Genomic DNA, 26,106 nt, shown 5'->3' with positions numbered 1-26,106 from the left:
CTACTCTATAAATAGCTGTAGTGTGGGTTGTGTGCAAAAATATAGTAGAATATTTCTGTACGGTTTAAATGTCAGATTGTTAGTTTGTTTTTCGGGACTCTAGAAAATAGACGAGTTAAGATAGTGCTTTCATAAGTTTACAAAATTGTGAGCCAATACCATTGAAAATTATACTAGCGTATTATCCACAAATCATAAAGTAGCAGCCGGAACAAATTAAGATTCTGAACAAACCAGAATAAGCCCAACATGGCAGCATAAGCTTCGTTTATTAAGGGAGTATTTTTAAACTAACAGTATAGCTATGAATAGAAACTTTGAAAACGAGAATCGCCAGCGTAAGAGTGCATATGATGATTTTGACCAGTACGGTAATCCTTTAACAGGAAATACAAACAGCCTGTCGCGCTATACGCCGCAAAGCAAGTATGGCTCCTTTGGGCAAAATGTACAGCGCTCTGACCGTGACGAGCAACGTTACAACCGACCTTCATCTGACCGAATATCAAACGCAACAAGAGCCTACGGAGACATGAGTCACGGCACACGCTACGGCGAAGGAGGCAGCTACCAAGGCGGCGGCTCTTCTTACGGGCATTCTAACTATGGCACAAGAGGCAACGAGGGTCCGGGCTTTTCGCACCAGGAAGGCTATTGGCCGGAAAGCAGAAGAAACGGCATGGGAGACTATGACAAGTTTATAAACCGCAACTACGGCTATTTTGGACGCTCCAGCGGCGGCGGCTATACCACCCAGGACAGCGACAGACCTGACCAAAGAAGAGGAGATTTCAGCGGGCGCCGTTTTGATGAGGAGTTTAGAAACACCGGCCGTGAGAATACAGGCTATAACCGAGGATTCCGCAGCTTTGGAGGAACGGGCTATGGGGCTACCGGCTATAATATGCGCGACGAAGACAGGGAACGCAGTGCGCGCAGCAACCGCGACTTCAGAGATGAAAGAAATTCTTATAGAAGAGAAGACGACAGGTATAACGAACGTAACCGCGACCGCTACAACCGTAGATCGGATTGGTAAACTAACGGTTTAAAAGATAAACAGCCGCCAGAGCACAGTTTCTGGCGGCTGTGTTTTTTATACTTCTGATTTAGCTAAAAGCGTATATAGTTACGGTTGATCATCTTTATCTGGCTCCTGCAGTACCAGGCTCTCAGAGTTAATGCAGTAGCGCAGTCTGGCCGGCTCTGGCCCATCGTTAAAAACATGACCCAGGTGATTGCTGCATACGTTACACTGTACTTCGATTCTATGCATGTTGTGGCTATCGTCGAAACTATATTTCAGTATTCCTTTAGATGCAGGTTGCATAAAACTAGGCCACCCGGATATAGCATGATACTTTGTCTCTGAACGAAACAACAAACTGCCACAACCGACACAAACATAATTGCCCGGCCCATAAAAACGGCAGTAAGCGTTGCGGTAGGGAGGTTCTGTGCCTTTTAACCTGGTTACTTCATACTGCTTCGGTGTCAATAGTTGCTGCCATTCATTCTCCGTCTTCTCCACTTTATAAGGCGGCTCCGGGTTACCATACTTAGCATATGTCAGCACGTCTATCCAGCGCATCATACTTTCTAAACATTACACAAGAGGTTCCTGTTTTATAGCTGGTATATCTGTAAAACAAGCGGCCCGGCAGTAATGCCGGGCCGCTTGCTGTTATCATTTGGCTTACAGGCTAGTGCTTTTCATTTCCTAAACCTGAGCTGCTCTTGTGTCCTTTTAAAGTGCTGGCATTAGGCTGATTGTTTCTGAACTCCTTGTCAGTGCTGTCGGCACCGCGGCTGGTAGTTGTTAAGTTTGCGTTAGAACCCTGCGGGCTGTCTTTCTGAGGTGTGTCTTTACCCTTTTTTGCTCCACCGCTGGATCCTTCTGCACTTTTCTTGTTCTCACCGCGTGTGTTATCTGCGCCACCTGCAATCGGGCCTCTGTCTGTGCCCTCAGGACGTCCGCTCACATTCTTATCCTGGTTAAAATCTCCCTTGTTTTCGATATTTCTATTATTCGTACTCATTGTTTGTCTTCTTTTGATTTAAAATTGGTTTTACACCTCCTAATTATAGGAGGGTACCATTTTGTACGGTGGAAAGCGGGTATAGGATTAGGAAACCTCTTTAGGTATAGCTGTATTTGCTGTACTTCAAGCCAGACAAATCTTGCTTCTGGCTGCCTGAACCCAGCTTTTATACTTAAGTCCGGATCATCGTAATATAAAATTATGCTACCACTAAATGCGGTGAAAATATGGTTACAGAAAGAGACAAGTATAAAACAGGGCGTTTAACTGCACGAACAGAGGCTTTATCACTAAAAGAAGACAAGCCTGCAGGGGTATATGCGCTTGGCTTGGCAAAAGAAAAAGACACGCTCCTGTACATCCCTGAAAAGTATACTCCCACTCAGCCTGCCGCACTGGCAGTTATGCTGCACGGTGCAGGTGCCCCGGCAGAGCAGGGACTCTCGTTGTTGCGGCGCTACGCTGACGAGCTAAATATTATACTTGTTGCCCCGGCTTCCAGGTCATATTCCTGGGACATAATTGCCGACCATTCTTTTGGGCCTGATGTGATAAGCTTAGATGGAGCACTGGCGGAGGTGTTCTCGCAATATGCTATCAACAAAGAACAGTTGGCCATTGGTGGTTTTTCTGACGGAGCGTCGTATGCACTGAGCATGGGCCTGACAAACGGCGATCTTTTTACACACATCATAGCTTTTTCGCCGGGCTTTGCTTATACCCTGGAAAGGCATGGAAAGCCGGCCGTTTTCATTTCGCATGGGGTTGAAGATCCTGTGCTGCCCATAGATCCGTGTGGCAGACGCATTGTGCCGCAACTGCAGCAGCAGGGCCTCGAGGTGAAGTTTACAGAATTTGATGGTGGCCATGAGATACCAGCTGCTATCTCGGAAGATGCGGTCAACTGGTTTCTGGATGGCAGAGCACAAGCTTAGCTTACACTTCTTTTTCCTCTTCTGGTGCCAATCCCTCTTCTACATCTCCATTCCCAAGTATGTAAGCATAGGCATTCAGGTGTGGGACCTTATCAAAGAAAATCTTTAGGCTGGCAAAGAGCGGTACAAACAGTATCATGCCGGCTATACCCCAGATAAGGTTTCCGAGCAGGATCACAAATACTGTTGCCAATGGGTTAAGCTTTACCCTGGAACCCGTAATGTAGGGCGTTAGCAGGTTTGCTTCCAGAATCTGTGTAGCCATAAAAAACAAGAGTACTGCAGCAGGATACCAGAACGAGTCTTTGGTTAGCAGCGCGTATGCTATCGGGAAAGCAATACCCAAAAAAGAACCAAAGTATGGAATAATGCGCAGCAGGGCTGTAATAAGCGCAAAAAGTATGGCATGCTCCAGGTCTATCGCCCAGAAACCAAGCGCATACACTACAGCTAGTATAGAAATAACGCTGAGGGTTCCTTTAAGGTAATCGTGGATGATCCTGGACACTCTGGCCAACATGACCTTTGCTTCTTTCTGGCTATCAAACATTCGTAGCTTGATAAAGAAGTTCTGTATCCTCTGCTGATACACCATAAAGAAAAAGGTGTAGGTGAGCACAATGAAGACAAACACTAGTACGATAAGCCCCTGTAACACAAAGTCGCGCACACTTTTAAAGACCGCTTTTACAATGTCAGGCTTCTTCTCTTCAATAATCTCTTCCTGCTCATAGGTGCTGAGGTCTGTTTTTTCATACAGCAGCCACTGCAGCCGTTCCGTTTTTTCATCTACTTTGGCCTCAATGCGCGGTAAGTCCGACTCCAGGCTTTTTACCTGGTAATAAACTGTTGTTCCGATGGCGACAAGCACTGTCAGCAATAACAGGATAGACAGCAATGCCGCCACTGGTTCTTTAATATGAAAGCGTTGCTGCAGCCTTAGTACCATAGGGTACAACAGCATTGCAAAAAAGGCGGCAATGGCTATGGGTATCAGGAAGGACTTGCCCAGGTACAGCAGTATACTTATCAGCAGTACCCCAAGCAACCCTTTGTTAAATTGGCTCAGGCTTTTGGTGTTCATCTTCGAAGTGAAGTAAACGCAAAAGCAGGGCGGAGGTTTGAGCTGTTCTGAAGTAGTAGCTGTCCTTTATTTCATCTCCGCCACCACGCGTTGCAGTTCTCGTTGGTAGTCAGGATTCTCGTTCATGCCGTTGTGGCCTTGCCCATCCAATATTATTATTTCGTCAGAGGGTTTTAGATGTGCTTTCAGTTTCTCAGCCGAGCCGTGGTAAATGATCTCATCCTGTGCCCCATGAAATATCGCAACCGGTGCTTTTACTTTTTCTACAAACCGATGCGTCTCGAATTTATACTTCAACAGGAAAGCAGGAACAATAGGGTAGAGGCTTTTGGCCAGGTCTGCAAGGCTATAGTAGGGTGCCTGAAGAATAAGTAATTTGGGGTTGTTTTCAGAGGCCAGTTTAGCAGCGGCAGCCGTGCCTATGGAGTAACCGGCAACGATAATCTGATCTTCGCTGTAGCGTTTTTTTAACTTATCATAGGCTGCCTGTACATCTCCGTAAAACTGCTTTTCATTTTCGATTGCCCCTTCGCTTTTCCCGTAGCCACGGTAGTCAAGTATAAAAAAGTCGTAGCCTAAACGGGTATAGGCTGTATGTGCCCAGCCCCACGATGCAACTGAGCCAGCATTGCCGTGCAGGTAAAAAACCAGTCCTTTCGGAGCAGCTGTTTTGAACAACAGCCCATGCAATTGTATTCCATCTGGTGCAGGTACAACTACTTCTTCGAAGGTAGTATCAAAGTCAAAAGTATAGTTGCGCGGCAGCTTTTCAGGGAAAAATATAAAGCTCTCCTGCTGTAAAGAAAAAACGGTCATGAGTAGAAGGTATAAGAATACAAGTATACTTCCGGTTATGAGTAGGGCGTTGCGCAAGTGCTGTTGGTTTTAGCGGACATTTAATATACGTTCAGCATAGAAAACGATAGCCAGCATCAATTTAGAGGTAATGCATCTCTTACATCTGCATGTGCTTGATAAGCAGCAATGGCTATATGTAATGCAAACTTTTAGAGATACCGAGGGTATAATAACCCGCACCCGCTTTTAAAATTATCTTAAGGTAAAGTATAAGCAATATGCGTGTAATCACTGTAAAAGCGCCGCAGGGTAAAGGGAAGGATGTGGTAGAACTGGCCTTTACATCCGGAGCAAAACAAGTGTCGGTACATCAGGCAAGTAAGTGCTATCCGGACGGGAAGCAAACTGTATTGGATGTGGTGGAAATTGAAACAGCTACGCCTAATGCAAAAATGTTTGTAGAAGAACTGATGGCAGCTCCCTTTTACGATCCGGCCTCTTTTGCTTTTAGTGTGCGGCACCCGGTGTCTATTTTTGCACATGAGCCACCTAAAAAGGCTACTGTGCCTGTTATCCTGCCTACCACAGATGTGTATGAAGAACTCTGGCAGTTTACCAGTGTAACAGTAAGTTTGGTAACGCGGGTGTTTCTCTCGGCTGTTTTGCTGGCTTACGGCATGGTAGAGAATATACTTCCGCTCATTATAGCCGGCTTGCTTTTTTTGCCCTACCACCACCACATGCTGGCAACCGCATTGGGAGCCGTGATCAGAGAATGGCGCTTCTTGTTTCAGGGAATGCTGGCCTTGTTTCTATCTACTATATTGATTGTAATGGCAGGCGCCTGTGTGGCTTTATTTACAAACCCACCGGTAGGTTATGACAAATATAGTACTCCACTGGAGGGTTTTGTGCTGTCTCTTATTATTGGTATTGCCGCAGGCATGGCTGCCACTGATGATGCCGGCCGCAGAGAACTAATAGGGCTGGCGGCTACGGCACACATCTCTGTTCATCCCGCCTGGGTAGGCTTGCAGTTGGTGTTTGAGGCTGACAATACTACTAGGCTTCTGGACCACTTGCTTATTTTCGGCATCAACATAACCACACTAACCCTTGCTGCAGCCATTACCTTCGCTATCATGCGTATGCGCGGAGACGGTATCAGGCGATTTGTTGCAGATGAAACCGGTATCAAATAATCTAAGGTAATTTAAAGAGGGCTTATGCCTGGTGCTGCAGTTCCTTTAGCATTTCTTCCTTGTCTTTGGTAGCCAAGGCTTCTTGCATGTCTTGTTCTTCTATTTGTTTGCTTACCAGCCTTGCCTGCTGTACTAGCGCTTTAAACAGCCTGCGGTGAAGCTTGCTTTGTGGCAGGTACTCCGGGTGCCACTGTACACCGATCATATGTGCTTTTTTTGTGTGCTCTATAGCTTGCACTACTTGGTTGGGCTCCTGAGCAGCAATGCAAATGTCTTCTCCTGGTTTTTGCACTGCCTGGTTGTGAAGCGCATTTACCAGTAACCGTTCTGTACCAAGTATGGCTGCCAGCCTGGTTTCTGGTTTAATGAGCACTTCCTTTACCGGAAAAATGCTGGCGGGATTTGGTTCTTCGGTGTAAAAAGTATGGATGCTTTTGTAAAGCGTACCCCGAAAGTATACGTTCAGCAGTTGTGCACCCCGGCATATACCCATCACAGGCAGGTCTTTTTTTACTGCCTGGTCAAGCAACTGGAGCTCCAGGTGGTCTCGGGCTTTGTCCAGGCCAAAGGTTAGCTTCCGGCTAAGCAGCTTACGGATAAAAAACAACACCGGAAAGTATAACCAACGCAGAAATCGCCCTATGCGTTTCAAGAGGCTTTTGTTAGGCTGGTTGATAGTTTGTTGCAGGTAATTGTCCAGTACATGCTGCTGCTCGTAGGTGCTGGGGTCTACGTCGGCGCCTCCGCCTATGATGAGGGCCTGTAGACCATCTGCGGTGCGCGGGCGCGTTGGGGTAATATGTACTGGTTTTCCACCGGCCAGCAGCACAGACAAAGCAGTAAATAACCAGGCAGCTTCGCCGCCTTTGTCAGGTCCTGTAATGCCGATGGTGGGCCTATTCCGGTTTATTTTATACTTGTGCCTCAGGTAAGCCATTGCTTTGTCCTTTTAGTCCATTTGGAGTCAAAGCCAATAAGTGTTTCTTCTTTTAACGTAAGATACTCAGTGCTTAGCTGTGCGATTTTCGCTTTATCGTTTGCAAGTTCTTCCACGGCTACCCAGTTGTTCCACTCTTCGGCTAAACTCCAGTTGGGTTGTGAAACAGAGCTGTTGGGTAGCCTGTAGTGGAATGTTTTACGCGCCTTTACTTTGCCAATGTCAGGGTACTGCGCCAACAGCTCCTTGCGGAGGCAGGCTAAAAGCGGGTACAGGTCGAGGGGGCGGTTACGATTCGGGTTATACCTGTGATAATCTTCTATAAAACTGTCTAAGTCTGGATTATAGTTTTGCTGTAGTACAAGTGTTTCGTACTCCTCTGGAAAAGGATCTATAAATGGACTCACCCTGCGGGCAAGATCTGTGTGCCCAACCTCCAGCAACCAGGGGTACAACAACAGAAAAGCCCTTAAATAAGCCAGGATGGTAGTTATGTGAGTGTCGGGTGTTCCGATGTTTATATGGGTGCCAAAGGCGTTGGTCAGAAAAGACTTTGTTCCTTCTGCATGGTGCTGGTACAGGGCCTCTCTCAGCTTTTCCAGTTCATCTAATCTGGTACAGGCTACAGGCGGGCATGCAATCTCGTAGGGGAACAACTTCCCAATCACGCTCTCCAATGCGTCTTCCAGTTCCTCCTCCAATGTATGGTTGCCTAGCTTATACTTCTCAATGTGTATATCAAACGACTCAAAGGGTTTTTTGTAACGCTTCTCTGTGAGTAGGGTAAGGTCAAACTCAATTGTAAAGTCGCCTAACCTTGTGCCCACAACCTGTTGCTTAAAGCGATTCTCTTTCTGCACAGTGCCCCCATACAACTCCTGCACCAACTGCACAGATTCAGCTATGCCCAGGTTCGCGTACTCCAGTTCAAAACCAACAGTGCGTAATTCCCCTCTCTCGTTATACAGTACTGGCAATTTCTTAAAATGCATAAGCTTGTTTTGCATAGTTTGTGTTGCAGGTGCTCCTCTAGAAAACGGCAATACTAAATTTCCGTTCTGTTAAGCAGCTTCATCTTTAAGGTGTGGGCTAAGTATAACCTGCCAGGCGGCTACCGGGTAATGATAACCATTAACCTTTTCTATTTGCCAATGCTGAGAAAGATTACCGTTTACTTTTTTATACTTTTTATATCTGGCTGTACCAACCGGAGCCTAACTGAGCGTGGACTGGTTACCGAAAAGGCGATGGTGGTGTCGGCGCATCCGCTTGCCTCTGAGGTAGGCGCCACTATTTTGGAGCGTGGCGGAAATGCCATTGATGCCGCTGTTGCCGTGCAGTTTGCTTTGGCCGTAGTATACCCGGATGCCGGAAATATTGGTGGGGGAGGTTTTCTGGTGCTGCGGCAGCAAGACGGAAGTATAGATGCACTTGATTACCGGGAAAAGGCTCCGATGGCAGCACACCGCGATATGTATTTAGACGCTGAGGGAGAAGTGCTGGAAGGGCTGAGCTTTAAAGGACACCTGGCGGCAGGAGTGCCCGGTACAGTCGATGGAATGGTGAAAGCACATGAAAAGTATGGCACTATGCCGTGGGCCGAACTGGTGCAGCCAGCAGTTTTATTGGCTGCCCAAGGGTTTCCCCTGACACAAAAAGAGGCAAAAAAGCTGAATGAGCAACGGGAGGATTTTATAAGGTATAATACCAAAAGGCCTGCTTTTATACTTCAGGATAAGTGGCGCAAAGGTGATACTTTGCGGCTACCGGACCTGGCCCATGCGCTGGAGCGGATAAGAGATAATGGTAGGGCTGGTTTTTACGAAGGAACTACGGCCACGCTGATTGAAGAAGAAATGAAAAGAGGGGGAGGTATCATTACCAAAGAAGACCTGCGTGCCTATAACTCCGTTTGGCGAAAACCACTTACAGCAGAAGCATACGATTACCGCATTATTACTATGCCGCCGCCTTCCAGCGGAGGCATCGCCCTTATCCAACTCTTAACTATTTCGGAAGATTACCCGCTGCACGAATGGGGCTGGAATACTGCTAAAAGTGCCCATCTGATGATAGAGGCTGAAAGGCGGGTGTATGCTGACCGGGCAACTCATCTGGGTGATCCCGACTTTTATAAGGTACCGGTACAGGGGCTGTTGCAGGAGGATTATATCAAAAGCAGGATGAAGAATTTTGCACCTGGCAAAGCCACAGACAGTGACAAGATTTCTGCCGGAACACCTGCACCACCTGAAGGACCAAATACTACCCATTATTCCATAGTAGACCCAATGGGGAACGCAGTATCTGTTACCACTACCTTAAACAGTAGCTTTGGCTCTAAGATCTTTGTAGCCGGTGCTGGTTTTCTGCTTAACAACGAGATGGATGATTTTAGTGTAAAGCCCGGCTATCCTAACAGCTACAGGCTAATTGGTGCAGAAGCAAATGCCATAGCTCCCGGCAAACGCATGCTTAGCTCTATGACGCCAACTATACTTGAGAAAGATGGAGAGCTACACATGGTTGTGGGTAGTATGGGTGGGTCTACCATCATCACCACTGTTTACCAGATCATAATTAACGTAACAGTACATGATTTCCCGATGCAGGGAGCTATTAATGCCGGAAGATTTCATCATCAGTGGAAGCCCGATTTTGTACTGTCTGAGTGGGGAGCTTTAGGTTTTGGTACCGGACTAAAGCTTTGGCTACAGGGACATAAAATTGTTCCGAAGAGCGGCGGTATCGGCAGGGCAACAGGTATTTTGGTTCTGCCTGATGGGAAGCTGGAGGGAGGAGCAGACCCAAGAGGTGATGATTCTGCAGCTGGATTTTAGTAATGGAGTTATGAAGTATACATCAATGCGTAACTTTCTTATAAAACAGGTACTTACTAAAAATGTCTGCCGCTAACTTATTCTATTTCTAGGCGTTTATTAACCTATGTAAATATTTGTATAAGAGGTGCTTGTATTTATTTCTATATGGCATCTGACTAAATGATTTATACTATGGATAGGTTCTTAGGAAAATTCAGCCCACACCTTTACGCAATACTCCGCTTTGTGGCGGGTATTCTATTTGCCATGCATGGCACACAGAAGTTATTCGGTTGGCCGGGTGGTGGCGACACGGTTGAACTGGCTTCCATGATGGGGGTTGCCGGCATTATTGAATTTGTAGGTGGACTGATGATAGCATTCGGTTTTCTGACTAGTTGGGCCGCCTTTATTTCTAGTGGTGAAATGGCCGTTGCCTATTTTATGGCCCATGCACCGCAAGGCACCTGGCCTATACTTAACCAGGGCGAACTAGCTGTATTATACTGTTTCCTGTTTCTGTACATGGCTGCGCGCGGTTCAGGTATCTGGAGCATCGACGCTGCAATGGGTAGAACGACCAGAACAGATGCAACCACAGGCCATCGTTTTGCCTGAAGCCATTAAATATAAGCAGTTTTACCCCTCTTTTCTGAGGCCATCATCTGTTAAAGTGTAACTCTTGAAGCTGAGTACAGTATTTATTTAGCAACGCATTCTGTTACTCCTCCCTAAAGAGAACTGCAGAATGCAGCGCTAAATTTATTACATAAACTGAAAACAAACTTATGCTGGCAATGGATTATCGCGGTCCCAAACGGGTCCGTATTGAAAACAAACCTATGCCCGAAATTCTGCATCCTGAGGATGCCATCGTTCGGGTTACCCGCTCCTGCATCTGCGGTTCTGATCTCCACTTATACAACGGCAATGTACCCGACACCCGCGTTGGCACTACTTTCGGCCACGAATTTACAGGTGAGGTGGTAGAGATCGGCTCTGAAGTTACCAAGCTTAAAATAGGTGATAACGTGTTGGTGCCTTTTAACATCGCCTGCGGCAGATGCGCTTTTTGTAAACAAGAACTGTATGGCAACTGCCACGAAGCAAACCCACAAGCCACAGCTGCAGGGGGCATTTTCGGCTACTCGCATACAACCGGCGGCTACCACGGGGGCCAGGCAGAGTATGTACGGGTGCCTTATGCCAATGTAGGTCCTACAATCATACCTGAAGGGATGGACCTGGACGATGCTGTGATGCTGACGGACGTGGTGCCAACTGGTTACCAGGCCGCTGAAATGGGAGGCATACAGAAAGGAGATACCGTGATGGTGTTCGGTGCCGGCCCGGTAGGTATTATGGCTGCTAAGTGCTCATGGTTGTTTGGCGCCGGCCGTGTAATCATAATCGATAAGATAGAATACAGACTGGAGTTTGCCAGAAACTATGCACAATGTGAGGCATATAATTATGAAGAGATTGGTGACATCGCTGTTTTTGCCAAAAAGACCACTGATTCTCTGGGTGCCGATGTATGTATAGATGCAGTTGGCGCAGAGGCAACCGGAAATCTGATGCAGTCTATTACAGGACGTAAACTGCTTTTACAGGCCGGTTCGGCCACAGCACTGCACTGGGCTATAAATTGCGTTAAAAAGGGTGGTATAGTGTCTATAGTTGGGGTTTACGGACCAACAGACAATCTCGTGCCGATTGGTAACGTCCTGAACAAAGGTATTACGATCCGTGCAAACCAGGCTTCGGTAAAACGCCTGCTGCCAAGGCTGATGGAGCATGTGCAGAACGGCATACTTGATCCGAAAGCTTTGATCACACATCGCATTCCTTTAGAAGAGGTAGCGGAGGGATATCGCATGTTTGCAAACAAACTTGATGAATGCATCAAGCCTGTTCTTATTCCACCATCAGCAAAATTTTAAATCAAAAACATCATGGAAGATAACAGACCATTTGAAAATAACAGGGGACCGGCAGACCATTCGCACATCAAAGGCTGGGGCATAGACGCCGACCCTAAAAACGATCCGACTTACCCCATAAAGAAGCGGACCAATGACGAGCACAAGGGCTATACTTGGGAGCGGCCAACGCAGCAACCAATCAATATAGAGGTGCACCATTCTATTGAAAGACCTAACGTAACCGCTGTGTTCGGAACAGCTGTACCGCCAAGCGGATTAAGCGGCATGATCAGGCGTATGGCTTTTAAGAAGAGTGAGAACGATTACGGGCACTGGCTACCTCTGATCCTGGCTGACAGAGTGAATGTGGTAGAAGGAATTATTGAGGACATTGTAGGAGGGAAGGTGCCAAACATCTTCGCTGAAAAAGGATATATTGCGGATTGGAAGCACAACAAAACTGGTTTATTTACCAGGATTGCAGTTGTAGCAGGCATTACGGCTGCCATTGTGATGCTGGCCCGAAATAACCGAGACTAAGAAATAGTACCAGCTGTTGCCAGGAAGCGGCAAAACCACAGAAGCACAGGGAGATAAGCTCATCTCCCTGTGCTTTTTTTTGTATAAGCACCTCCTTTAAGTATAATGCCTGCTGATGCTGCCGGCCTTCAACAACTTCGCGATAGTGATACACTTGTGGTGCAGGAGTTTGTAAGGATAGTAGTTAAACAGCCATAAGCATTTTTAATAGCAAAGCTATACAGGTTGTTAGACTCTTTTACAGTACCTACTCCTAAGACTCTGTTTCTATACGCTCCATCCTGAAAAAGGCTCTTGATACTGGGATCAGCATAATGCCGGCAAGGGCAAACGTAACAAACGATAACTTTAGGCTGAACAGGTGCGCAAGGTAACCGATCAAGGGCGGCCCAATAAGCATACCTACAATACCAAAGGTGGCTATAAGCGAGATGGCAAGACCTGGTGAGTATTTTTTAGATGCGCCGGCCAAAGTATAGGTCATGGGTATCACAGCGGCGCAACCAAAACCTACCAGCGAGAATCCCACCATGGCAGGCCAGAAGCTAGGGAAAAGTATAGACAGGGCTATACCCGAGAAGATGAGGGAGGCACTTAGGATATACATGTTAGCCATGCCTAGTTTGTCTATGATCTTATCTGAAATAAACCTGGATAGCGCCATAAAAGACATAAAAATAAGATAGCCGGCTGTAAAGATATCTTCCTGTACTACTTGCTCAAAGTAGATACCACTCCAGTCGAACATGCCGCCCTCGCAAACAGCAGCAAAAAATACCAACATGCCCAAGTATAAAATGTAAGGGTCTGGTTTCCCGAATGCCAGTTTGTTTCCGGTAACAGATTTGTCGTTGCGCAGCAGGTACCTGTAAGAGAACAGCCCCGCCAGCACAGTAAGCACAGACACTGATACCAGGTGCGGTACAATGGTTATATCCAGGGAAATTAGCAAAGTGGTAAAGCCAACACCCACAATACCGCCAGTACTCCACAACCCATGAAAGGCACCGTTTATCTTACGGATGTACCGCTTTTGCAAGGTTATTGCCTGCGTATTAACCGAGATGTTAAAGATGCGCATGCTCAACGAGAACAGGAACAAAGCAATAATAAGCGTTAAAGGCGTAGTAGCCAGGCCAATTAGCGAAAGACATACTGCATTTATTAGAAAAGCAATGGTGAGCGGAATTCTTGTTTCCAGCTTTGCCACCAGCCACCCGGATAAAGGCAAACCAATAAGGGAGCTAACGGGCATAGTCAGGAGTATGGTTCCTAGCTCAGCCTCATTTAAATCCAAAGCCGATTTTATGGTAGGAATTCTGGAGGCCCAACTGGAAAAGTTGAAGCCAGACAGAAAGAAAAACATGCTTAGCGCAATACGCTGCTGGTTGAGTAACTGCATGGGGTATTATAAAGGCGCAAATATGCGCATTTATTTACCTTACAAAGCCATCTTGCTCTGGAATAATTCTACATTCATCACTCCCTTTCCTGCATTCACTCTACTACAGATAGCATTACCAATTTAGAAGCGAATAACTATTGTGACAGGGTATAAATTAATTTTAGTCTATATTATTTAAACAAGTATAATACAATTAATAATTTCTTACGTACAAGGAAAGATTCTTCAACTTTTATACTTGGTTCACTATGAAATACGCACTAATTCTACAATCAGAATTCCATCATCCTAATTTCTGGGTATGTTTTGCCATAGCTGAAACGACTGAAAACCTGAAAAACAACCTGTGCTACGACCCAACTGTTCAAGTTTTGCTGCATAAAGGATATTATAAAGGAAAACCAATAGATGAGATTCAGTTGCCAAGCTGCGCCTCTGGTAGTTTTGCTCACTTCATAGTATGTGAACTAGAGGTTCCGAAGGGGCTGGGCCTACGTTACGAGTTTAGTTAAATAGTGAAATGTAACTGTATCCGTAGTTGCACCCAAAGCTTCAGTTGCTATTATTTTGATTGCTTCTGGCCAGTAATTTAAGCTAAAAGGCGAAGGGGAGAAGTAGTATACTTCTTAGTTTATACTCATCAGTTAAGTGTTTCATTAATAAGAGATTTTCTGCTGTTGGGTAAAGTATAAATTCCCCGTTTCAGGTTGTAGGTGGTTTGTGTTGCAGGTCAGGCCATCGGCATTACTGTGTGCTTTTTATTCCCAGTCTGGTTCTGCTTCGTCCCAACTGTCTTCTTCGTCTTCATCTGGCATGTAGAGTTCTGATACTGGGAGCAGCTTTTCAACGTATTCCTGATGCGCCTCATCATAAATTACCTCTCCTTTCATCAGGAATTTATTTGCGTTCAGCATCACCTCGTAAATAGGCGTGTGTATGTGCTTCGGTATTTTATAGAGGCGCGGATCGTTTTTGCTAAAGGGCGTCTCCACTTTTGAGTTAAAAAGGTAGGGAATAAGCGTTTTGGAACAGCTGATAGCGATCCGGTGGATGTAATGCTCCTCAAAATACTCCTGCAACCGGCCATTAATGTTCTCGAAAAATTCTACCGTTTCACCGAGCCTTACCCGCGATCCAGCCCTTGACTTGCCTTTGGTTTTAAGGTACTTTATCTGGCTTTTTCCCTGCTTTTTTCGCACCATGTACGAACGGAACACTTTGTGGTCGAGGTTTATGCCATCTTCAAAATAGCCGATCGCGCAGTTGCCGGACTGTATTAACAGGATAACGTAGTTTACCTGTGCTTCTGCTTGCGTTGCGGTAGGGGATGGTATGGTAAGTGGTAATCGAAAATACAACTGCTCATTACCGGCTTCGTCTAACAGCGCCAGCCTGTGCTTCTCCGGATCATAGACATGCGGAATTGATGATGACCTGATCGTATGCAGTAGCTCTTCAGCTTTTTCTTTTGATAGGAAACGGTTCATAAGTATCAAGTCGTAAAGCTGGGGTAAATTCAGGTATTAAGCAAAACTAACATACTTTATACTTTCTGCATAGCACCAGGTAAAACAGAGATTTATACTTCGTGCAACAGGCTTTTTAGGAACGGAGCTGTTTTACTATTTTTTGACTGGGCAACTTCTGACGGAGTGCCTGCCACTACCACTTTTCCGCCTTCCTCTCCAGCCCCCGGACCTATATCAATCACCCAATCGCTGCCGGCTACAACCCGCATAGTATGCTCTACCACGATAACCGTGTTGCCGGCTTCTACCAGGTTCTCCAGTTGTGCCAACAGCTTTTCTACGTCGGCAGGGTGGAGGCCGGTGGTGGGTTCATCCAGAATGTATAGCGTGTTACCGCGTTGTGTGCGCTGCAGTTCCGAGGCAAGCTTGATGCGCTGGGCTTCGCCACCGGATAGTTCGGTTGCAGGCTGGCCCAGGCGAAGGTATCCCAATCCAACTTCACGCAGTACCGTGAGGGCGCGGTGTACCTGTGGCTCCTCGTCAAAAAACTCCCAAGCAGTATCTACTGTCATATCCAGCACCTCGGCAATGTTCTTGTCGCGGTAAGTTACTTCTAAGGTTTTGGCGTTGTAGCGTGCACCGTGGCAAACAGGGCAGGGGGCGTATACGCTTGGCAGAAAAAGCAGCTCTACCATTACAAAACCCTCGCCCTGGCAGTTCTCGCAACGGCCTTTGGCTACGTTAAATGAAAAGCGCCCCGCATCATACCTGCGTTTCTTTGCCATAGGGGAGGCTGCAAAAAGTTTACGCACATGGTCAAAAAGCCCGGTATAGGTAGCCATGTTCGATCGTGGGGTCCTACCGATTGGTTTCTGATCTACTCGCACCAGCCTCTTTATACTTTCAATGCCTTCGGTTATATGCCCGCCAGTTTGTACAGGCGCAGCGCGTTCCAGTTCGTCTCCCTCTTCTTCCTCTGCAAGTATAACATGGCCCAGGTGTTCCGCTACCAGTTCTACCAACACTTGGCTCACCAGGCTTGATTTGCCTGATCCTGACACACCGGTAACTGTAGTAAAAACACCTAGCGGAAAAGCTGCATCCAGGTTATGCAGGTTGTTGCGGGTTACGCCACTTAGTCTCAGCCATCCGGTTGGTGTGCGAGGTATACGGACCGGTATCGATTCGCGACCAAAAAGATATGTTGCTGTTTTAGATTTAGTCACTTCCTGCAAGCCTTCCGGCGGACCGCTATATAATATCTTGCCTCCTTTTTCCCCAGCATCCGGGCCAACATCCACTAGCCAGTCTGCCTGCCGGATAACATCGAGGTTATGCTCTACTATGAAAAGGGAATTGCCTGCTTTCTTTAAACCTTCCAGTGCATTTAGTAGCGAAAGTGTGTCAGATGGATGCAGTCCGGCAGATGGCTCATCAAGCACATACACTACCCCGAACAGGTGAGAGTATAACTGGGTGGCTAGCCTTATCCGTTGCAGTTCACCCGGCGATAAGGTAGGCGTGCTTCGCTCTAGGGATAAATAACCCAGTCCAAGGTCAAGCAATACATGGATACGGGCACAGAGGTCTTCGGCAATGCGCTGTGCTACAATGGCCTGTTCCGGGTGTTCGGCATCCTGCTTCTCGTGTCCTGTGGCAGTGCCCTCGGCAAACGGCTTAAGTATACAAGCAACCCGCTTTAGCGGTAACCGCGAAAGCTCTGTAATATCATACCCCGCAAACTTTACTGACAAGGATTCTGGCCTAAGCCGCTTGCCCTGACAGGTGGGACAGTCAGTGCTCAGCATATATTGCATCACCCGTTTTTTCATAAGGGGGCTGTTGGTGTTGGCAAACGTATGGAACACGTGTCGACGGGCGCTGGTAAACGTACCCATGTAATTGGGCTCTTCTTTGCGTTTGAGGGCGCGCTGCGTTTGCTCGGGTGTATAGCCTGGGTAAACCGGCACTACAGGCTGCTCGTCGGTAAAAAGGATCCAGTGCCGGTCTTTTTTTGGCAGGTCGCGCCAAGGCTTGTCCACGTCAAAGCCAAGTGTTACCAGTATGTCGCGCTGGTTTTGCCCGCCCCAGGCAGTGGGCCAGGCAGCAATGGCACGTTCCCGTATAGTTAACGAATCGTCGGGTACCATTGATTGCTCTGTTACTTCATAAATGCGGCCCAGACCATGACAGGTAGGGCAGGCCCCTTCTGCGGTGTTCGGCGAAAAAGCTTCGGCATAAATTATATTCTGGCCCTTAGGATAATCGCCGGCACGGGAGTATAGCATGCGTAACAAGTTTGACAGAGTAGTAACACTTCCCACTGAAGAGCGTGTGGTAGGTGTTCCGCGTTGCTGCTGAAGCGCAACGGCTGGGGGCAACCCTTCAATGGCGTCTACATCGGGCACCGCCATCTGGTGAAAAAGCCTTCTGGCATATGGCGAAACTGACTCAAGGTACCTGCGCTGCGCCTCTGCGTACAGGGTTCCAAATGCCAGCGAAGATTTACCCGAGCCGGATACGCCAGTAAACACGACCAAGGCGTCGCGGGGTATAGTAAGGTTTACGTTTTTAAGGTTATGCTCACGTGCGCCGCGTACCGTTACAAATCCGGCAAAGGCTTTTGGAGAAGTATCTTGTTTGGTTGTTGCCATTTCAGAATTAAACAGATGATAACCGCCAGCCTTTCCTTTCAAATAAGCTTTTGGCAGTAGTCGGTATTTTACTGTGATAGGGCAGGAATGTTTTATTCGGATTTAATCACTTCAATGATAGTAGGATTTTTAAGTGCAGGGTATCAACTGGTTGGTGTAAAGTATAATTTCTGATCGGATACAGGTATGGGAACGGAGCCATATCCTTGTCAGCCTTAAAAATAAAGGGTTAGATGCTTAAAAGTGAGAAGTTGGTACTGGTATTATATTTTCAAGTATACTTTAAAAGTAGACCCGACATTAGGCTCACTCTCCACTTCTATGTGCCCATCGGCGTTTTCTACGATCTTCTTTACCATATACAAACCAATGCCTGAGCCCTCCACGTGGTCGTGCAGGCGGCCGAACATAGAGAACAGCTTTTGTCTGCCTAATTCGCTCATCCCTAGTCCGTTGTCCATAACTGAGAGCACAACGTAAGGCCCCTTCTGGTAACAGGATAAATGGATTTCAGGTGTTCGGTTTGGAGAGTTATACTTAATAGCATTCGATAGGAGGTTGTAAACCACAGAACGCAGGTTCTTTTTGGAGAAATGTATGGCAGGGCAGGGCTCTACGTTTATGCTTAATTTGGCATTGGCTGCTTTTACCTGAGGCTCCAGGTCAAGCTTAACATCATTGATTACATTCGCCAGTTCTACAACAGTGGCTTCCTGGTTATTTTCCTTCTGCAGTTTAGTTATTTCCGTCAGATGTTCGATCGTGCGCTTAAAGCGGCTGATAGAATCTTCGATCATGCTGATGACGTGCACCATCTCTTCAGATGCTGCTGCCTCTGCCGGAATAGATTCGGTTAGTATTTTAACAAGCCCTTCTATATTGTTTATAGGAGCCTTTAGATCATGCGAAGCTGTGTAAATGAAGTTATCTAAGTCTATATTAGTTCGCACTAATTGCTCATTTGTTATAATAAGCTCTTCATTGGTAGCTGCAAGTTTTTTAGTTAGTGCCTGTGCTTCTCGCTCCCTTTCTTCTATCTTCATGCGGCTCTCTACCTGTTCGGTAACATCGTTCACAAGCGTGTAAAAGCCTACTACATCACCGTCACGGAAATCGGGTATGTAGCTTGTCTGGATATACTTGACAAAATCCTTTCGGTAAGGCATTCGGCTTTGGAAGTTTAGGCGCTCACCAGACAAAGCCCTGTCTATGTAGCCTTTAATTTGTTGGTATGCCTCCTGGCCCACTACTTCGCATACAGTCTTGCCCAACAAATCTTTCGATTTCATCGGGAACCAGGTCTCATAGGCCTTATTAGCGAAGCGGTATTTTTCTTCTTTATCGAGGTAGCTGATAAGTACGGGCAGTGCATCTGTGATAAGCTGCAACTGTTCTGCACTGCGCTCTACTACCTGTCGTGCTCTTACACCCTCAGTTACATCGTGCACAAATACAAGCACGCCATCTATCGCATTGTGCTCGTTTAGGTGGGGTTGGTAAGTAAACGTAAAGAAAATTTCTTCGGGAGGGTCGCCCTGGTGGCGTGCCAGCATCAGCGGAAACTCTCTAGCTTCATAATGCTCACCAGTCCTGTACACGTTGTCTAAAATCTCCGGAATAGGGGTATTGCCAAGCTCTGGCAGCGCCTCCAGCAGAGATTTGTTTTCTAATGTCCTGCCCGGGAAAATTTGCTGAAACGAAGGGTTAACCAGTTTAAAAAAATGATCAGGTCCCTCCAGAATGACGAAGGGTGTAGGTGCGTTCAAAAATATAGTGTGCAGTAGATTGCGCTGCGTTTCTGTCTCTGCTTTGGAAAGCTGAAGCTCTTTTGTTCTGTCAGCCACACGCTTTTCAAGCTCCTGGTTAAGCTCCTGTAGCGCGATCTGGGTCTGGAACAATTCTTCGTTTGCCTCCTGAGTTTCTCTGTTTGCAATTACCAACTGCTCGTTTAGCTGTTGTAACGAAAAACGCTGGTCTTCGAGTTGCTGCCTGGCTAAAACCTGAGGTGTAACCTCATAGGCAAAAACCATAATTCCCTCAATCTCCCCGTTTAGGCTATAAGTGGCTTGGTAGGTAAAGTTATAGTACTTGTTGCCAAGCTCACCTGAATTAGCATGGTCCAGTTGTACCAGCATTTCATAAGCGTACACGCTCTCACCTGTGCGGTATACATTATCCAGAAGTCCAAATATCGGCTGACCTTCGAGCTCAGGCATTGCTTCTGCAATTGGTTTACCTAGCAGCGGGCGGTCTCCTACTAGTTTCTGATAAGGCGGGTTTACAAATTTAAATACGTGCTGTGGACCCTCAAAAATACAGATCATTGCTGGAGCCTGCATAAGGAGATTATTTAGACGCATCAGCTCCATTTCGGCTTCTGCGCGTGCGGCCATTATCTCCTCTGTTGCTGGTGTCTTAACCTCAGTCAATTGTTTCAGTCGCTGATCAAGGCTTTTTTCCCGCTGCTTTACCAACACCGTGTGAGTAGCGTCAATAACCTTATGGATGATGAATGTTATATTTCCGTCTTCGTCGAGCACGGGTATATTAGACGGGCGCCAGTACTTCTCTGTATAAATATCGGGGATGGTCGGGTGCTGAATGTCGTAGCGGTGGAGCGGCATTTTGTGTGCCTGCTTATGTTTCAATACCCACTCCAGGGACTGTCGCAGCTTAGAGGTAGCATTAGTAGTAGCAAGTGTTGGGTTGTCTGGGAAAACATCAAACAGATACCGCCCTTTTATTTTTTCAAGCTCTTTATCAGTAACCTTCAGGTACGCTTTACTGGCTGTAAGTATGGTAAGATCAGGTGATAAGATTAAATATGCATCAGGAATGGCCTCAAAAATCTGGGCTATTTCCAAAGGGAGGGAAGCAGCTTTTGTCATGTATGCTTTCTATTTAACAGGAGAACTCCCATGCAATTTAATTTTCGTTTATTGCAAAGTATGGAGTAGTTAAGGGAGGGTTAGCTACAAACTAACATTTTTAAATGTTTAAAAACGCGACCTTAACCTTACTACCACTTCAATATCTGCTTTTTTAGTCAAATCTGCAACCAGCCCTGCTTATTTATAGCAAGTTGAACTATACTTTTCTGTATCTGAATTAGCTTGTCCTAATCCCTTTGCAAATAAGAATCAAGTAAAAGTATAATTTTGTACGCTTCAGCGGAGGAGCAGGTGTTACGTAATATAATCAAACAATAACCTGATGCTTGATCGAGCCACTTTCGTTAATAAATTGAATCTATAAGTGCTCGCATCAGGGCTTGACTGCTTACTTATTTTGTAATACCGCGGCATTGCTTGACTTAAAACAATCTTTGTGCAAGAGCCTTGTCATGGTCGTACAAGTCTTCCCTGAACTGTACTTTTCCTGCTTCATCTACCCAGGCTGTAAAATACACCAGATATACTGGTACCTCTTCCGGAAGATCCACGCGTTGCTCACGGCTTGCATTCATAGCCTGCACTACCCGTTGCCGGTCCCATCCTGGTTTGTTGCGCAGGAGGTAAGTAGCCAGGTCGGCCGGTTTCTCCAGTCGAACGCAGCCGTGGCTAAAGTCGCGGTCAGCCTCTGAAAAAAGGTGATCTGCGGGCGTATCGTGCAGGTATACACTGTATTCGTTAGGGAACATGAATTTTACTTTACCCAGTGAGTTGTTTGGGCCGGGGCGCTGCCGAATGCGATACCTGAAGTTGTCCTGGGTAAGGGTATACCAGTTTACACGGTTAACGGGTACTCTTCTGGCATTGGGGCCAAAGGTGGTAACCATCTCCATATTTTGAGACTCGAGCCAGTTTCTGTTTTGTTGCATCTTTGGTTTAATCTCGTTCGCAACAATACTGTTGGGTATGTTCCAGTAAGGCGAAAACATGAGGTACTGTACCTTATGGCTGAAAACAGGAGTAGAGTGCATTGTTTTACCCACTACGGCCTTCATCTGCATTATTTCCTTCCCGTTCTCCATTACATGTACCTGATAAGCCGGGATGTTCACGAGGATATACTTGTCTCCTTTCTGTGCCAGGTCTCTTGGAAGCCAGCGCCAGCGTTCCATGTTTAGTACAAGCTGTTCAATTCGTTTTTCCACCGGCACATTCAAGGCACTATATGTCTGCGGACCAAGTATGCCATCTACCAGTAATCCGTGCCGCTTCTGAAAATGTGTAACAGCCTCTTTTACCTCTTCATCATACACCATAAATGTTGTATCCTGTCGATTCATTTGCTGTTGTGGTAAGAGCCTTTTCCTTAGCGCCAGCACTACCTCGGCTGTGTCGTTTAGCTTAACCACTTCTGGGCCTTCTACTTTTTCCCAGCCGCCGTTTTCCTGTATCGATCTGTATTTTACCAGCGCGTCGCGCAACTGTACATAACCCTCGTGCAAGGCATCAAACTCATAGTATGGCGAGTTCTCTTTTTCCTCAAGTATGGCTTCGAGTGCTTTGTTAAGTTTAATCTTGTTGCGTTTTACTTCCCACTCTATGCCGGCAGCGCTATGTGGGTCAACGGCTCCTTTGTAGAAATCAGAAGCGTAGTTAAAGTACGATGCCGTAAGGGCTACATCAAGCTCTTCCTGTTTCTGCTGTTTGCCTTTATCGGAGGCAGGCAAGGCGGCATAGGCGCGATACATTTCGCGGAGTTCTTTTACTTTATACTTCTGGTGCGAAAGGCCTTCTTTGTCAGCGTGGCCAATGGCTTCAATCAGTTTGTCAGCCTGGGGTATAAGCTCACTATTTTTGAACCAGGCCAGTTTATAATTGCGCTCTTTGTAGAACTGCTGTACCAGTTCCAGGTGATGTTTGTATTCTTGTTCGTTACTAAGGTATTGCCGTATGAATTCTCTGCTGATCTGCAGGTTGCTATTAATACTGTGTTCTTCTACATCGGAGCCTGAAGTATTTGCAAATACATTATTGCCAGTTACTGCAATCGGTAAAAATAGGCATAGGAAAAGGATCAGTTTTAAAGCTGTATTTTGTCTGTTAGGTCGTATCATTTGCTAATTACTCACATTGTGTTCAGCAGCCAGGTCTCCAGAGTTTATGATTAGAAAGTGGAGGTGTTAGAATAGAATTTATTTAAGGGCTACCCTTATTTATACAAGGCTGAGAGTATAAAAGTTTTAAATTTCCGTTTCAATTATCATGCAGAACTATCCATGGCCAGCAGTATAAAGGTGAACTTTTAATCGCTGGATTAGTCGTTTTTGAGCAGCATCATACTGTTCTGGTTTATTTTAATCACTCCCCGTTTTGGCCTGTCTAGGTCTATGATAATAAACACCACCAGGCAGATGAGAAAGGTAAGCATCAAGGCTGGAACAGAGCTTCTTTTTCTACCGAGGCCGCTGCCATAGCCTATCAGTGCCCCGGACATGATGAACACGACAAAAAGCAGTATGAGTATAACCTCTGGCACATGCAGCTGCAGCAACGCATTGTATTCTCCATGCGCATCGATCATGTTGTTCAGTGCGCTTACAAAATATCCAGTAGTTACCTGTCTCGGATCAAGACGAGCGGCTCTTACAGCATGCAGCCATATTTCGTGTTGCTTCGCCCTGGTAGAGTCATCCAGATTCTGCTGTTTGCTTACTATTATGTGGTCTGTGTTGCTAACCTCTAGGCGCAAGTTTATGTACTCTTGCAGTAATTGGTGGGTAATAGTATCGTAAGGTTCAGGAAGAAGCTGTGTACGAAGTAACGCAGTTCCGATAGCGTTGGACTCTTCAATTACAGCCTGGCTTCTGTTGTTGTAGCGTTGCAGCGCCATGTTAAAAGTAAACCCAAGTATAAGCGCAAGTAAACCCAGGGCCCCAGCCTGTATGGTGTTGGTGTGCGCTTTTACATCCGTGTCAGTACGAGACTGGTAACTGTGCCCTAGCCGATAACCTGCCTCGTTAGCGAGCAGGATAAGCAGGAACAGAATGAACACAACCAGAAAACTATTCTGATTATATAAGTACTCTTTTGTAAAATCCATTTTACATCAGCAAAGCAGCATGTAGTACATTATAGCCGCACTAACTTCGGCTAAGCTATATACGGGTATAAAAAAAAGGAGTACCAAAAGTATGTGTTTAAGGTGCGGGGCTTGCTATACAGTAGTTGAAGTATAAATCAGGTAAAAAGTATCTTTAGTTGGGTCAGTGTATTGCAATGCTGTTTCTTCTATCACAATCAAAATGCTACTTTTTGATAATTATACCTGCGTGGCGGCAAAGTTTGCGTACGTAGAGAAAATGGAGTGTAAGAAAGTATAAACCAGGAGGAGGTGGGGATGCAAACCGACAAGCAAACCGCAAGATGAGACTCAAGTTACTACTGTTGCTGCTGCTGTGTTCCTGTGCTACACAACGCCAGGCCGAAAAGTTTTTCGACCGGAACACAGATAAGCTGGCAGATTATGTAGACAAAAACCAGGAGTATACACAAGACTATGGTGGTGCATATGCTGCCAAATATTTCCCGCCCAAATTTTACCCTCCTGCCTTGTACACCTCGCAGCCCCTTGTGCCACCAAGGCTTACACCAATACCAACGCTTGACAGAGCAGTAGTTATGCCGCCGGAAACAGGTAATTTGATATGCCCTGACTGCAAAGGCATTTATACCGTTAAAACAGTTTACGTAGAAGACACCACTAGGCTGGACGCCATACGCATGGACCTGAACGTGGAAAGGCGTGTAAACAGCGCACTGCGCGATCAGCTGAAAGACACCGAAGCAGACCGGGATTACTGGCGCGAAATGAACCGGAAGAAGTTCTGGACCCTCATCATCATGGCCATTTTTGCAGCTTTGTACATTCTTTTTAAGGTACTGGCGGCCCGGGTTCGGGAGGCGTAATGTATTACTGCTAAAGCTGGTATAGCACGAAAAAAGGCATGCTACACTGGTAGCTTGCCTCATATTTTGCTGTGTCTCTTCTTTTACAAATTCTGCTTTCCGCTATTTACGTCTGTAATAAATTTAACAAGCCCCTCAAAGTATGTTTTCTGATCGTCGTACATCGCCATGTGGCTACCGTTGGGGCAGTAAAGATAGCGGCCATTCGGCAACTGGTTTGCCATCCATTCCATGTGTTTCGGATCCATGGTGTCGTGCTGACCGCCAATGGTAAGTGTAGGCACTTTTATCTGAGGCAAATCTTTTGAGCGGTCCCAGTTCTTAAGCGAGGCGTTACCTCGGATGCCAAACTCGCTTGGTCCCTGCATCTGCACATATACCGTCTGGTTCATATGGTTGAACATCCGCATCACCGGGTCCGGCCACTCCTCCAATGGCATACGCATAGCATGCTTGGTGTAGAAGTGGGGCAGAAGCAGCTCCATGTATCGCGGATTGGTAAAGTCATTTTTTGCTTCTATTTGCTTTATCTCTTTCAGCACGTCTGCAGGCATCTGTGGGCCAAGCACCTCATCGGCATACTTGTTATAGCTAGGTATACTTGATACCATATTGGATATGATCAGACCCTTAAGATTTTGCTGGTATTTAAGCGCATACTCCATAGCCAGAATGCCTCCCCAGGAGTGGCCCAGGAGGTAAAAATTGTCTTTGTCGAGGTTAAGCGCTTTACGTACCTGCTCTACTTCTTCCACGAAGCGGGCTGTGTTCCAAAGGCTGGTGTCGTTTGGCTGATCGCTGTAGTGTGAACCTAATTGGTCGTAGTAATAGTATTCAATGCCAGCTTTAGGTAGATAGCTGTCGAAGCATTCGAAGGCTTCATGTGTTCCTCCGGGACCGCCGTGCAGCAGCAACACCTTCATGGTAGGGCTATTACCTACGCGCTTCGTCCATACATTAAATTTGCCTTTAGGCGTGTCTATGCTAATCTTTCTTGCCCCGCCGCTTAGCTCCGCCTCATGGCCGGAATAATCAAGGTAATTGCTTGTTGCGGTGGCATCTGCAGTTGCCTCAGTTGAATCGGATGAACTGGAACACGACTGCAAGAGAACAGAGCTAAGGAGTAGAATGGTTAGAAATCGTTCCATTTAGTTTGAAGTATGGTTAGTGGTCAGAAAGCAGAACTGTGTTTTAAATATAATCAATTAGTGTTGATTGCATGCAACAGAATAAGGCAACTTAAACCAGCTGACTTAAGAAAACTTTTTGATTTAGATAAAAAGTATGGCTAAGGAGATTGGCTTCAAGCACCTATTCAAAGTCATAATAACTTAAAGCCATGTTCACTGCTCAATCAAGTGGTTCTGTATACCTTGGCAAGGATATGTTGTAGTGTTGCGAGTAATAGCTTAGTGAGCATTATTAATAAAACCGTG

Annotated in this window: 22 protein-coding genes; 9 read left to right on the top strand and 13 right to left on the bottom strand. The window is 46.2% G+C overall.

What is annotated here, in order from left to right; translation table 11 throughout:
- Positions 1-304 precede the first annotated feature (304 nt).
- Complete coding sequence (locus H8S84_RS03920) at positions 305-1,039, top strand: hypothetical protein (RefSeq protein WP_187065948.1); 735 nt, start codon at positions 305-307, stop codon at positions 1,037-1,039.
- A gap of 90 nt (positions 1,040-1,129) precedes the next feature.
- Here H8S84_RS03920 and msrB read toward each other — a convergent pair whose 3' ends face one another.
- Positions 1,130-1,594: a peptide-methionine (R)-S-oxide reductase MsrB gene (gene msrB, locus H8S84_RS03915; RefSeq protein ID WP_187065947.1), complete on the bottom strand. Its 465-nt coding sequence runs from the start codon at positions 1,592-1,594 to the stop codon at positions 1,130-1,132.
- A 109-nt stretch (positions 1,595-1,703) separates the two neighbouring features.
- Positions 1,704-2,039 carry a hypothetical protein gene (locus H8S84_RS03910; RefSeq protein WP_187065946.1) on the bottom strand — a complete coding sequence of 112 codons (336 nt, stop codon included), beginning with the start codon at positions 2,037-2,039 and terminating at the stop codon, positions 1,704-1,706.
- A 230-nt stretch (positions 2,040-2,269) separates the two neighbouring features.
- On the opposite strand from H8S84_RS03910, the gene H8S84_RS03905 reads away from it, so the two are divergent.
- A complete protein-coding gene (locus H8S84_RS03905; protein ID WP_187065945.1) occupies positions 2,270-2,977 on the top strand; it encodes an alpha/beta hydrolase in 708 nt (235 codons plus the stop codon).
- 1 nt (position 2,978) lies between these two features.
- On the opposite strand, the gene H8S84_RS03900 is transcribed toward H8S84_RS03905, so the two are convergent.
- The gene (locus H8S84_RS03900) at positions 2,979-4,061 is read right to left on the bottom strand and encodes an AI-2E family transporter (protein WP_187065944.1); all 1,083 of its coding nucleotides are present in this window, start codon (positions 4,059-4,061) and stop codon (positions 2,979-2,981) included.
- Positions 4,062-4,127: 66 nt separating this feature from the next.
- The gene (locus H8S84_RS03895) at positions 4,128-4,934 is read right to left on the bottom strand and encodes an alpha/beta hydrolase (RefSeq protein ID WP_230407033.1); all 807 of its coding nucleotides are present in this window, start codon (positions 4,932-4,934) and stop codon (positions 4,128-4,130) included.
- A 203-nt stretch (positions 4,935-5,137) separates the two neighbouring features.
- Between H8S84_RS03895 and H8S84_RS03890 the strand changes: the two genes are divergently transcribed.
- A complete protein-coding gene (locus H8S84_RS03890) occupies positions 5,138-6,061 on the top strand; it encodes a DUF389 domain-containing protein (RefSeq protein ID WP_187065943.1) in 924 nt (307 codons plus the stop codon).
- Positions 6,062-6,083: 22 nt separating this feature from the next.
- Here H8S84_RS03890 and H8S84_RS03885 read toward each other — a convergent pair whose 3' ends face one another.
- Both H8S84_RS03885 and H8S84_RS03880 read right to left on the bottom strand, forming a co-directional pair.
- Positions 6,084-6,998 carry a gamma-glutamyl-gamma-aminobutyrate hydrolase family protein gene (locus tag H8S84_RS03885; RefSeq protein WP_187065942.1) on the bottom strand — a complete coding sequence of 305 codons (915 nt, stop codon included), beginning with the start codon at positions 6,996-6,998 and terminating at the stop codon, positions 6,084-6,086.
- Positions 6,986-8,005 (bottom strand): amidoligase family protein, encoded by a 1,020-nt coding sequence (locus H8S84_RS03880; protein ID WP_230407032.1) that lies wholly within the window; start codon positions 8,003-8,005, stop codon positions 6,986-6,988. Before H8S84_RS03880 ends, H8S84_RS03885 begins: the two co-directional genes overlap by 13 nt.
- Before the next feature lie 144 nt (positions 8,006-8,149).
- Between H8S84_RS03880 and ggt the strand changes: the two genes are divergently transcribed.
- From ggt to H8S84_RS03860, 4 genes are all read left to right on the top strand, one after another.
- Positions 8,150-9,838, top strand: a complete 1,689-nt coding sequence (gene ggt, locus H8S84_RS03875) for a gamma-glutamyltransferase (RefSeq protein ID WP_187065941.1) — start codon at positions 8,150-8,152, stop codon at positions 9,836-9,838.
- 174 nt (positions 9,839-10,012) lie between these two features.
- A complete protein-coding gene (locus H8S84_RS03870; protein ID WP_187065940.1) occupies positions 10,013-10,438 on the top strand; it encodes a DoxX family protein in 426 nt (141 codons plus the stop codon).
- 170 nt (positions 10,439-10,608) lie between these two features.
- A complete protein-coding gene (locus H8S84_RS03865; protein ID WP_187065939.1) occupies positions 10,609-11,763 on the top strand; it encodes a zinc-dependent alcohol dehydrogenase in 1,155 nt (384 codons plus the stop codon).
- Between the two features lie 12 nt (positions 11,764-11,775).
- Positions 11,776-12,285 (top strand): hypothetical protein, encoded by a 510-nt coding sequence (locus tag H8S84_RS03860; protein ID WP_187065938.1) that lies wholly within the window; start codon positions 11,776-11,778, stop codon positions 12,283-12,285.
- Between the two features lie 253 nt (positions 12,286-12,538).
- On the opposite strand, the gene H8S84_RS03855 is transcribed toward H8S84_RS03860, so the two are convergent.
- On the bottom strand, positions 12,539-13,687 hold the full coding sequence (locus H8S84_RS03855; RefSeq protein WP_187065937.1) for an MFS transporter: 1,149 nt from the start codon (positions 13,685-13,687) through the stop codon (positions 12,539-12,541).
- 251 nt (positions 13,688-13,938) lie between these two features.
- On the opposite strand from H8S84_RS03855, the gene H8S84_RS03850 reads away from it, so the two are divergent.
- Complete coding sequence (locus H8S84_RS03850) at positions 13,939-14,202, top strand: hypothetical protein (protein WP_187065936.1); 264 nt, start codon at positions 13,939-13,941, stop codon at positions 14,200-14,202.
- A 246-nt stretch (positions 14,203-14,448) separates the two neighbouring features.
- Here H8S84_RS03850 and H8S84_RS03845 read toward each other — a convergent pair whose 3' ends face one another.
- The 5 genes from H8S84_RS03845 to H8S84_RS03825 form a co-directional block, all read right to left on the bottom strand.
- The gene (locus H8S84_RS03845; RefSeq protein ID WP_187065935.1) at positions 14,449-15,177 is read right to left on the bottom strand and encodes a hypothetical protein; all 729 of its coding nucleotides are present in this window, start codon (positions 15,175-15,177) and stop codon (positions 14,449-14,451) included.
- Between the two features lie 92 nt (positions 15,178-15,269).
- A complete protein-coding gene (uvrA, locus tag H8S84_RS03840; protein ID WP_187065934.1) occupies positions 15,270-17,813 on the bottom strand; it encodes an excinuclease ABC subunit UvrA in 2,544 nt (847 codons plus the stop codon).
- Between the two features lie 263 nt (positions 17,814-18,076).
- The gene (locus tag H8S84_RS03835; RefSeq protein WP_187065933.1) at positions 18,077-20,701 is read right to left on the bottom strand and encodes a PAS domain-containing protein; all 2,625 of its coding nucleotides are present in this window, start codon (positions 20,699-20,701) and stop codon (positions 18,077-18,079) included.
- 425 nt (positions 20,702-21,126) lie between these two features.
- A complete protein-coding gene (locus H8S84_RS03830) occupies positions 21,127-22,818 on the bottom strand; it encodes a L,D-transpeptidase family protein (protein ID WP_187065932.1) in 1,692 nt (563 codons plus the stop codon).
- Positions 22,819-23,018: 200 nt separating this feature from the next.
- Positions 23,019-23,804, bottom strand: coding sequence for a bestrophin-like domain (locus H8S84_RS03825; RefSeq protein WP_187065931.1), 786 nt, complete (start codon positions 23,802-23,804; stop codon positions 23,019-23,021).
- A gap of 323 nt (positions 23,805-24,127) precedes the next feature.
- Here H8S84_RS03825 and H8S84_RS03820 point away from each other — a divergent pair, with 323 nt between their 5' ends.
- Positions 24,128-24,670, top strand: a complete 543-nt coding sequence (locus tag H8S84_RS03820) for a hypothetical protein (protein ID WP_187065930.1) — start codon at positions 24,128-24,130, stop codon at positions 24,668-24,670.
- Positions 24,671-24,753: 83 nt separating this feature from the next.
- Here H8S84_RS03820 and H8S84_RS03815 read toward each other — a convergent pair whose 3' ends face one another.
- Positions 24,754-25,818: a proline iminopeptidase-family hydrolase gene (locus H8S84_RS03815; RefSeq protein ID WP_187065929.1), complete on the bottom strand. Its 1,065-nt coding sequence runs from the start codon at positions 25,816-25,818 to the stop codon at positions 24,754-24,756.
- Positions 25,819-26,106: the final 288 nt, after the last annotated feature.

The sequence above is a fragment of the Pontibacter cellulosilyticus genome (assembly GCF_014306105.1).
GTDB classification, from domain to species: Bacteria; Bacteroidota; Bacteroidia; order Cytophagales; family Hymenobacteraceae; genus Pontibacter; species Pontibacter cellulosilyticus.
Note: the sequence above shows the minus strand (reverse complement) of the source record. Positions and strands in the feature narration are given on the sequence as shown.

Bases quoted from the DNA above. Each gene is read 5' to 3' on its own strand.
- H8S84_RS03920 (WP_187065948.1), top strand. From the start codon at position 305: ATGAATAGAAACTTTGAAAACGAGAATCGCCAGCGTAAGAGTGCATAT.
- msrB (WP_187065947.1), bottom strand. From the start codon at position 1,594: ATGATGCGCTGGATAGACGTGCTGACATATGCTAAGTATGGTAACCCG.
- H8S84_RS03910 (WP_187065946.1), bottom strand. From the start codon at position 2,039: ATGAGTACGAATAATAGAAATATCGAAAACAAGGGAGATTTTAACCAG.
- H8S84_RS03905 (WP_187065945.1), top strand. From the start codon at position 2,270: ATGGTTACAGAAAGAGACAAGTATAAAACAGGGCGTTTAACTGCACGA.
- H8S84_RS03900 (WP_187065944.1), bottom strand. From the start codon at position 4,061: ATGAACACCAAAAGCCTGAGCCAATTTAACAAAGGGTTGCTTGGGGTA.
- H8S84_RS03890 (WP_187065943.1), top strand. From the start codon at position 5,138: ATGCGTGTAATCACTGTAAAAGCGCCGCAGGGTAAAGGGAAGGATGTG.
- H8S84_RS03885 (WP_187065942.1), bottom strand. From the start codon at position 6,998: ATGGCTTACCTGAGGCACAAGTATAAAATAAACCGGAATAGGCCCACC.
- H8S84_RS03880 (WP_230407032.1), bottom strand. From the start codon at position 8,005: ATGCAAAACAAGCTTATGCATTTTAAGAAATTGCCAGTACTGTATAAC.
- ggt (WP_187065941.1), top strand. From the start codon at position 8,150: ATGCTGAGAAAGATTACCGTTTACTTTTTTATACTTTTTATATCTGGC.
- H8S84_RS03870 (WP_187065940.1), top strand. From the start codon at position 10,013: ATGGATAGGTTCTTAGGAAAATTCAGCCCACACCTTTACGCAATACTC.
- H8S84_RS03865 (WP_187065939.1), top strand. From the start codon at position 10,609: ATGCTGGCAATGGATTATCGCGGTCCCAAACGGGTCCGTATTGAAAAC.
- H8S84_RS03860 (WP_187065938.1), top strand. From the start codon at position 11,776: ATGGAAGATAACAGACCATTTGAAAATAACAGGGGACCGGCAGACCAT.
- H8S84_RS03855 (WP_187065937.1), bottom strand. From the start codon at position 13,687: ATGCAGTTACTCAACCAGCAGCGTATTGCGCTAAGCATGTTTTTCTTT.
- H8S84_RS03850 (WP_187065936.1), top strand. From the start codon at position 13,939: ATGAAATACGCACTAATTCTACAATCAGAATTCCATCATCCTAATTTC.
- H8S84_RS03845 (WP_187065935.1), bottom strand. From the start codon at position 15,177: ATGAACCGTTTCCTATCAAAAGAAAAAGCTGAAGAGCTACTGCATACG.
- uvrA (WP_187065934.1), bottom strand. From the start codon at position 17,813: ATGGCAACAACCAAACAAGATACTTCTCCAAAAGCCTTTGCCGGATTT.
- H8S84_RS03835 (WP_187065933.1), bottom strand. From the start codon at position 20,701: ATGACAAAAGCTGCTTCCCTCCCTTTGGAAATAGCCCAGATTTTTGAG.
- H8S84_RS03830 (WP_187065932.1), bottom strand. From the start codon at position 22,818: ATGATACGACCTAACAGACAAAATACAGCTTTAAAACTGATCCTTTTC.
- H8S84_RS03825 (WP_187065931.1), bottom strand. From the start codon at position 23,804: ATGGATTTTACAAAAGAGTACTTATATAATCAGAATAGTTTTCTGGTT.
- H8S84_RS03820 (WP_187065930.1), top strand. From the start codon at position 24,128: ATGAGACTCAAGTTACTACTGTTGCTGCTGCTGTGTTCCTGTGCTACA.
- H8S84_RS03815 (WP_187065929.1), bottom strand. From the start codon at position 25,818: ATGGAACGATTTCTAACCATTCTACTCCTTAGCTCTGTTCTCTTGCAG.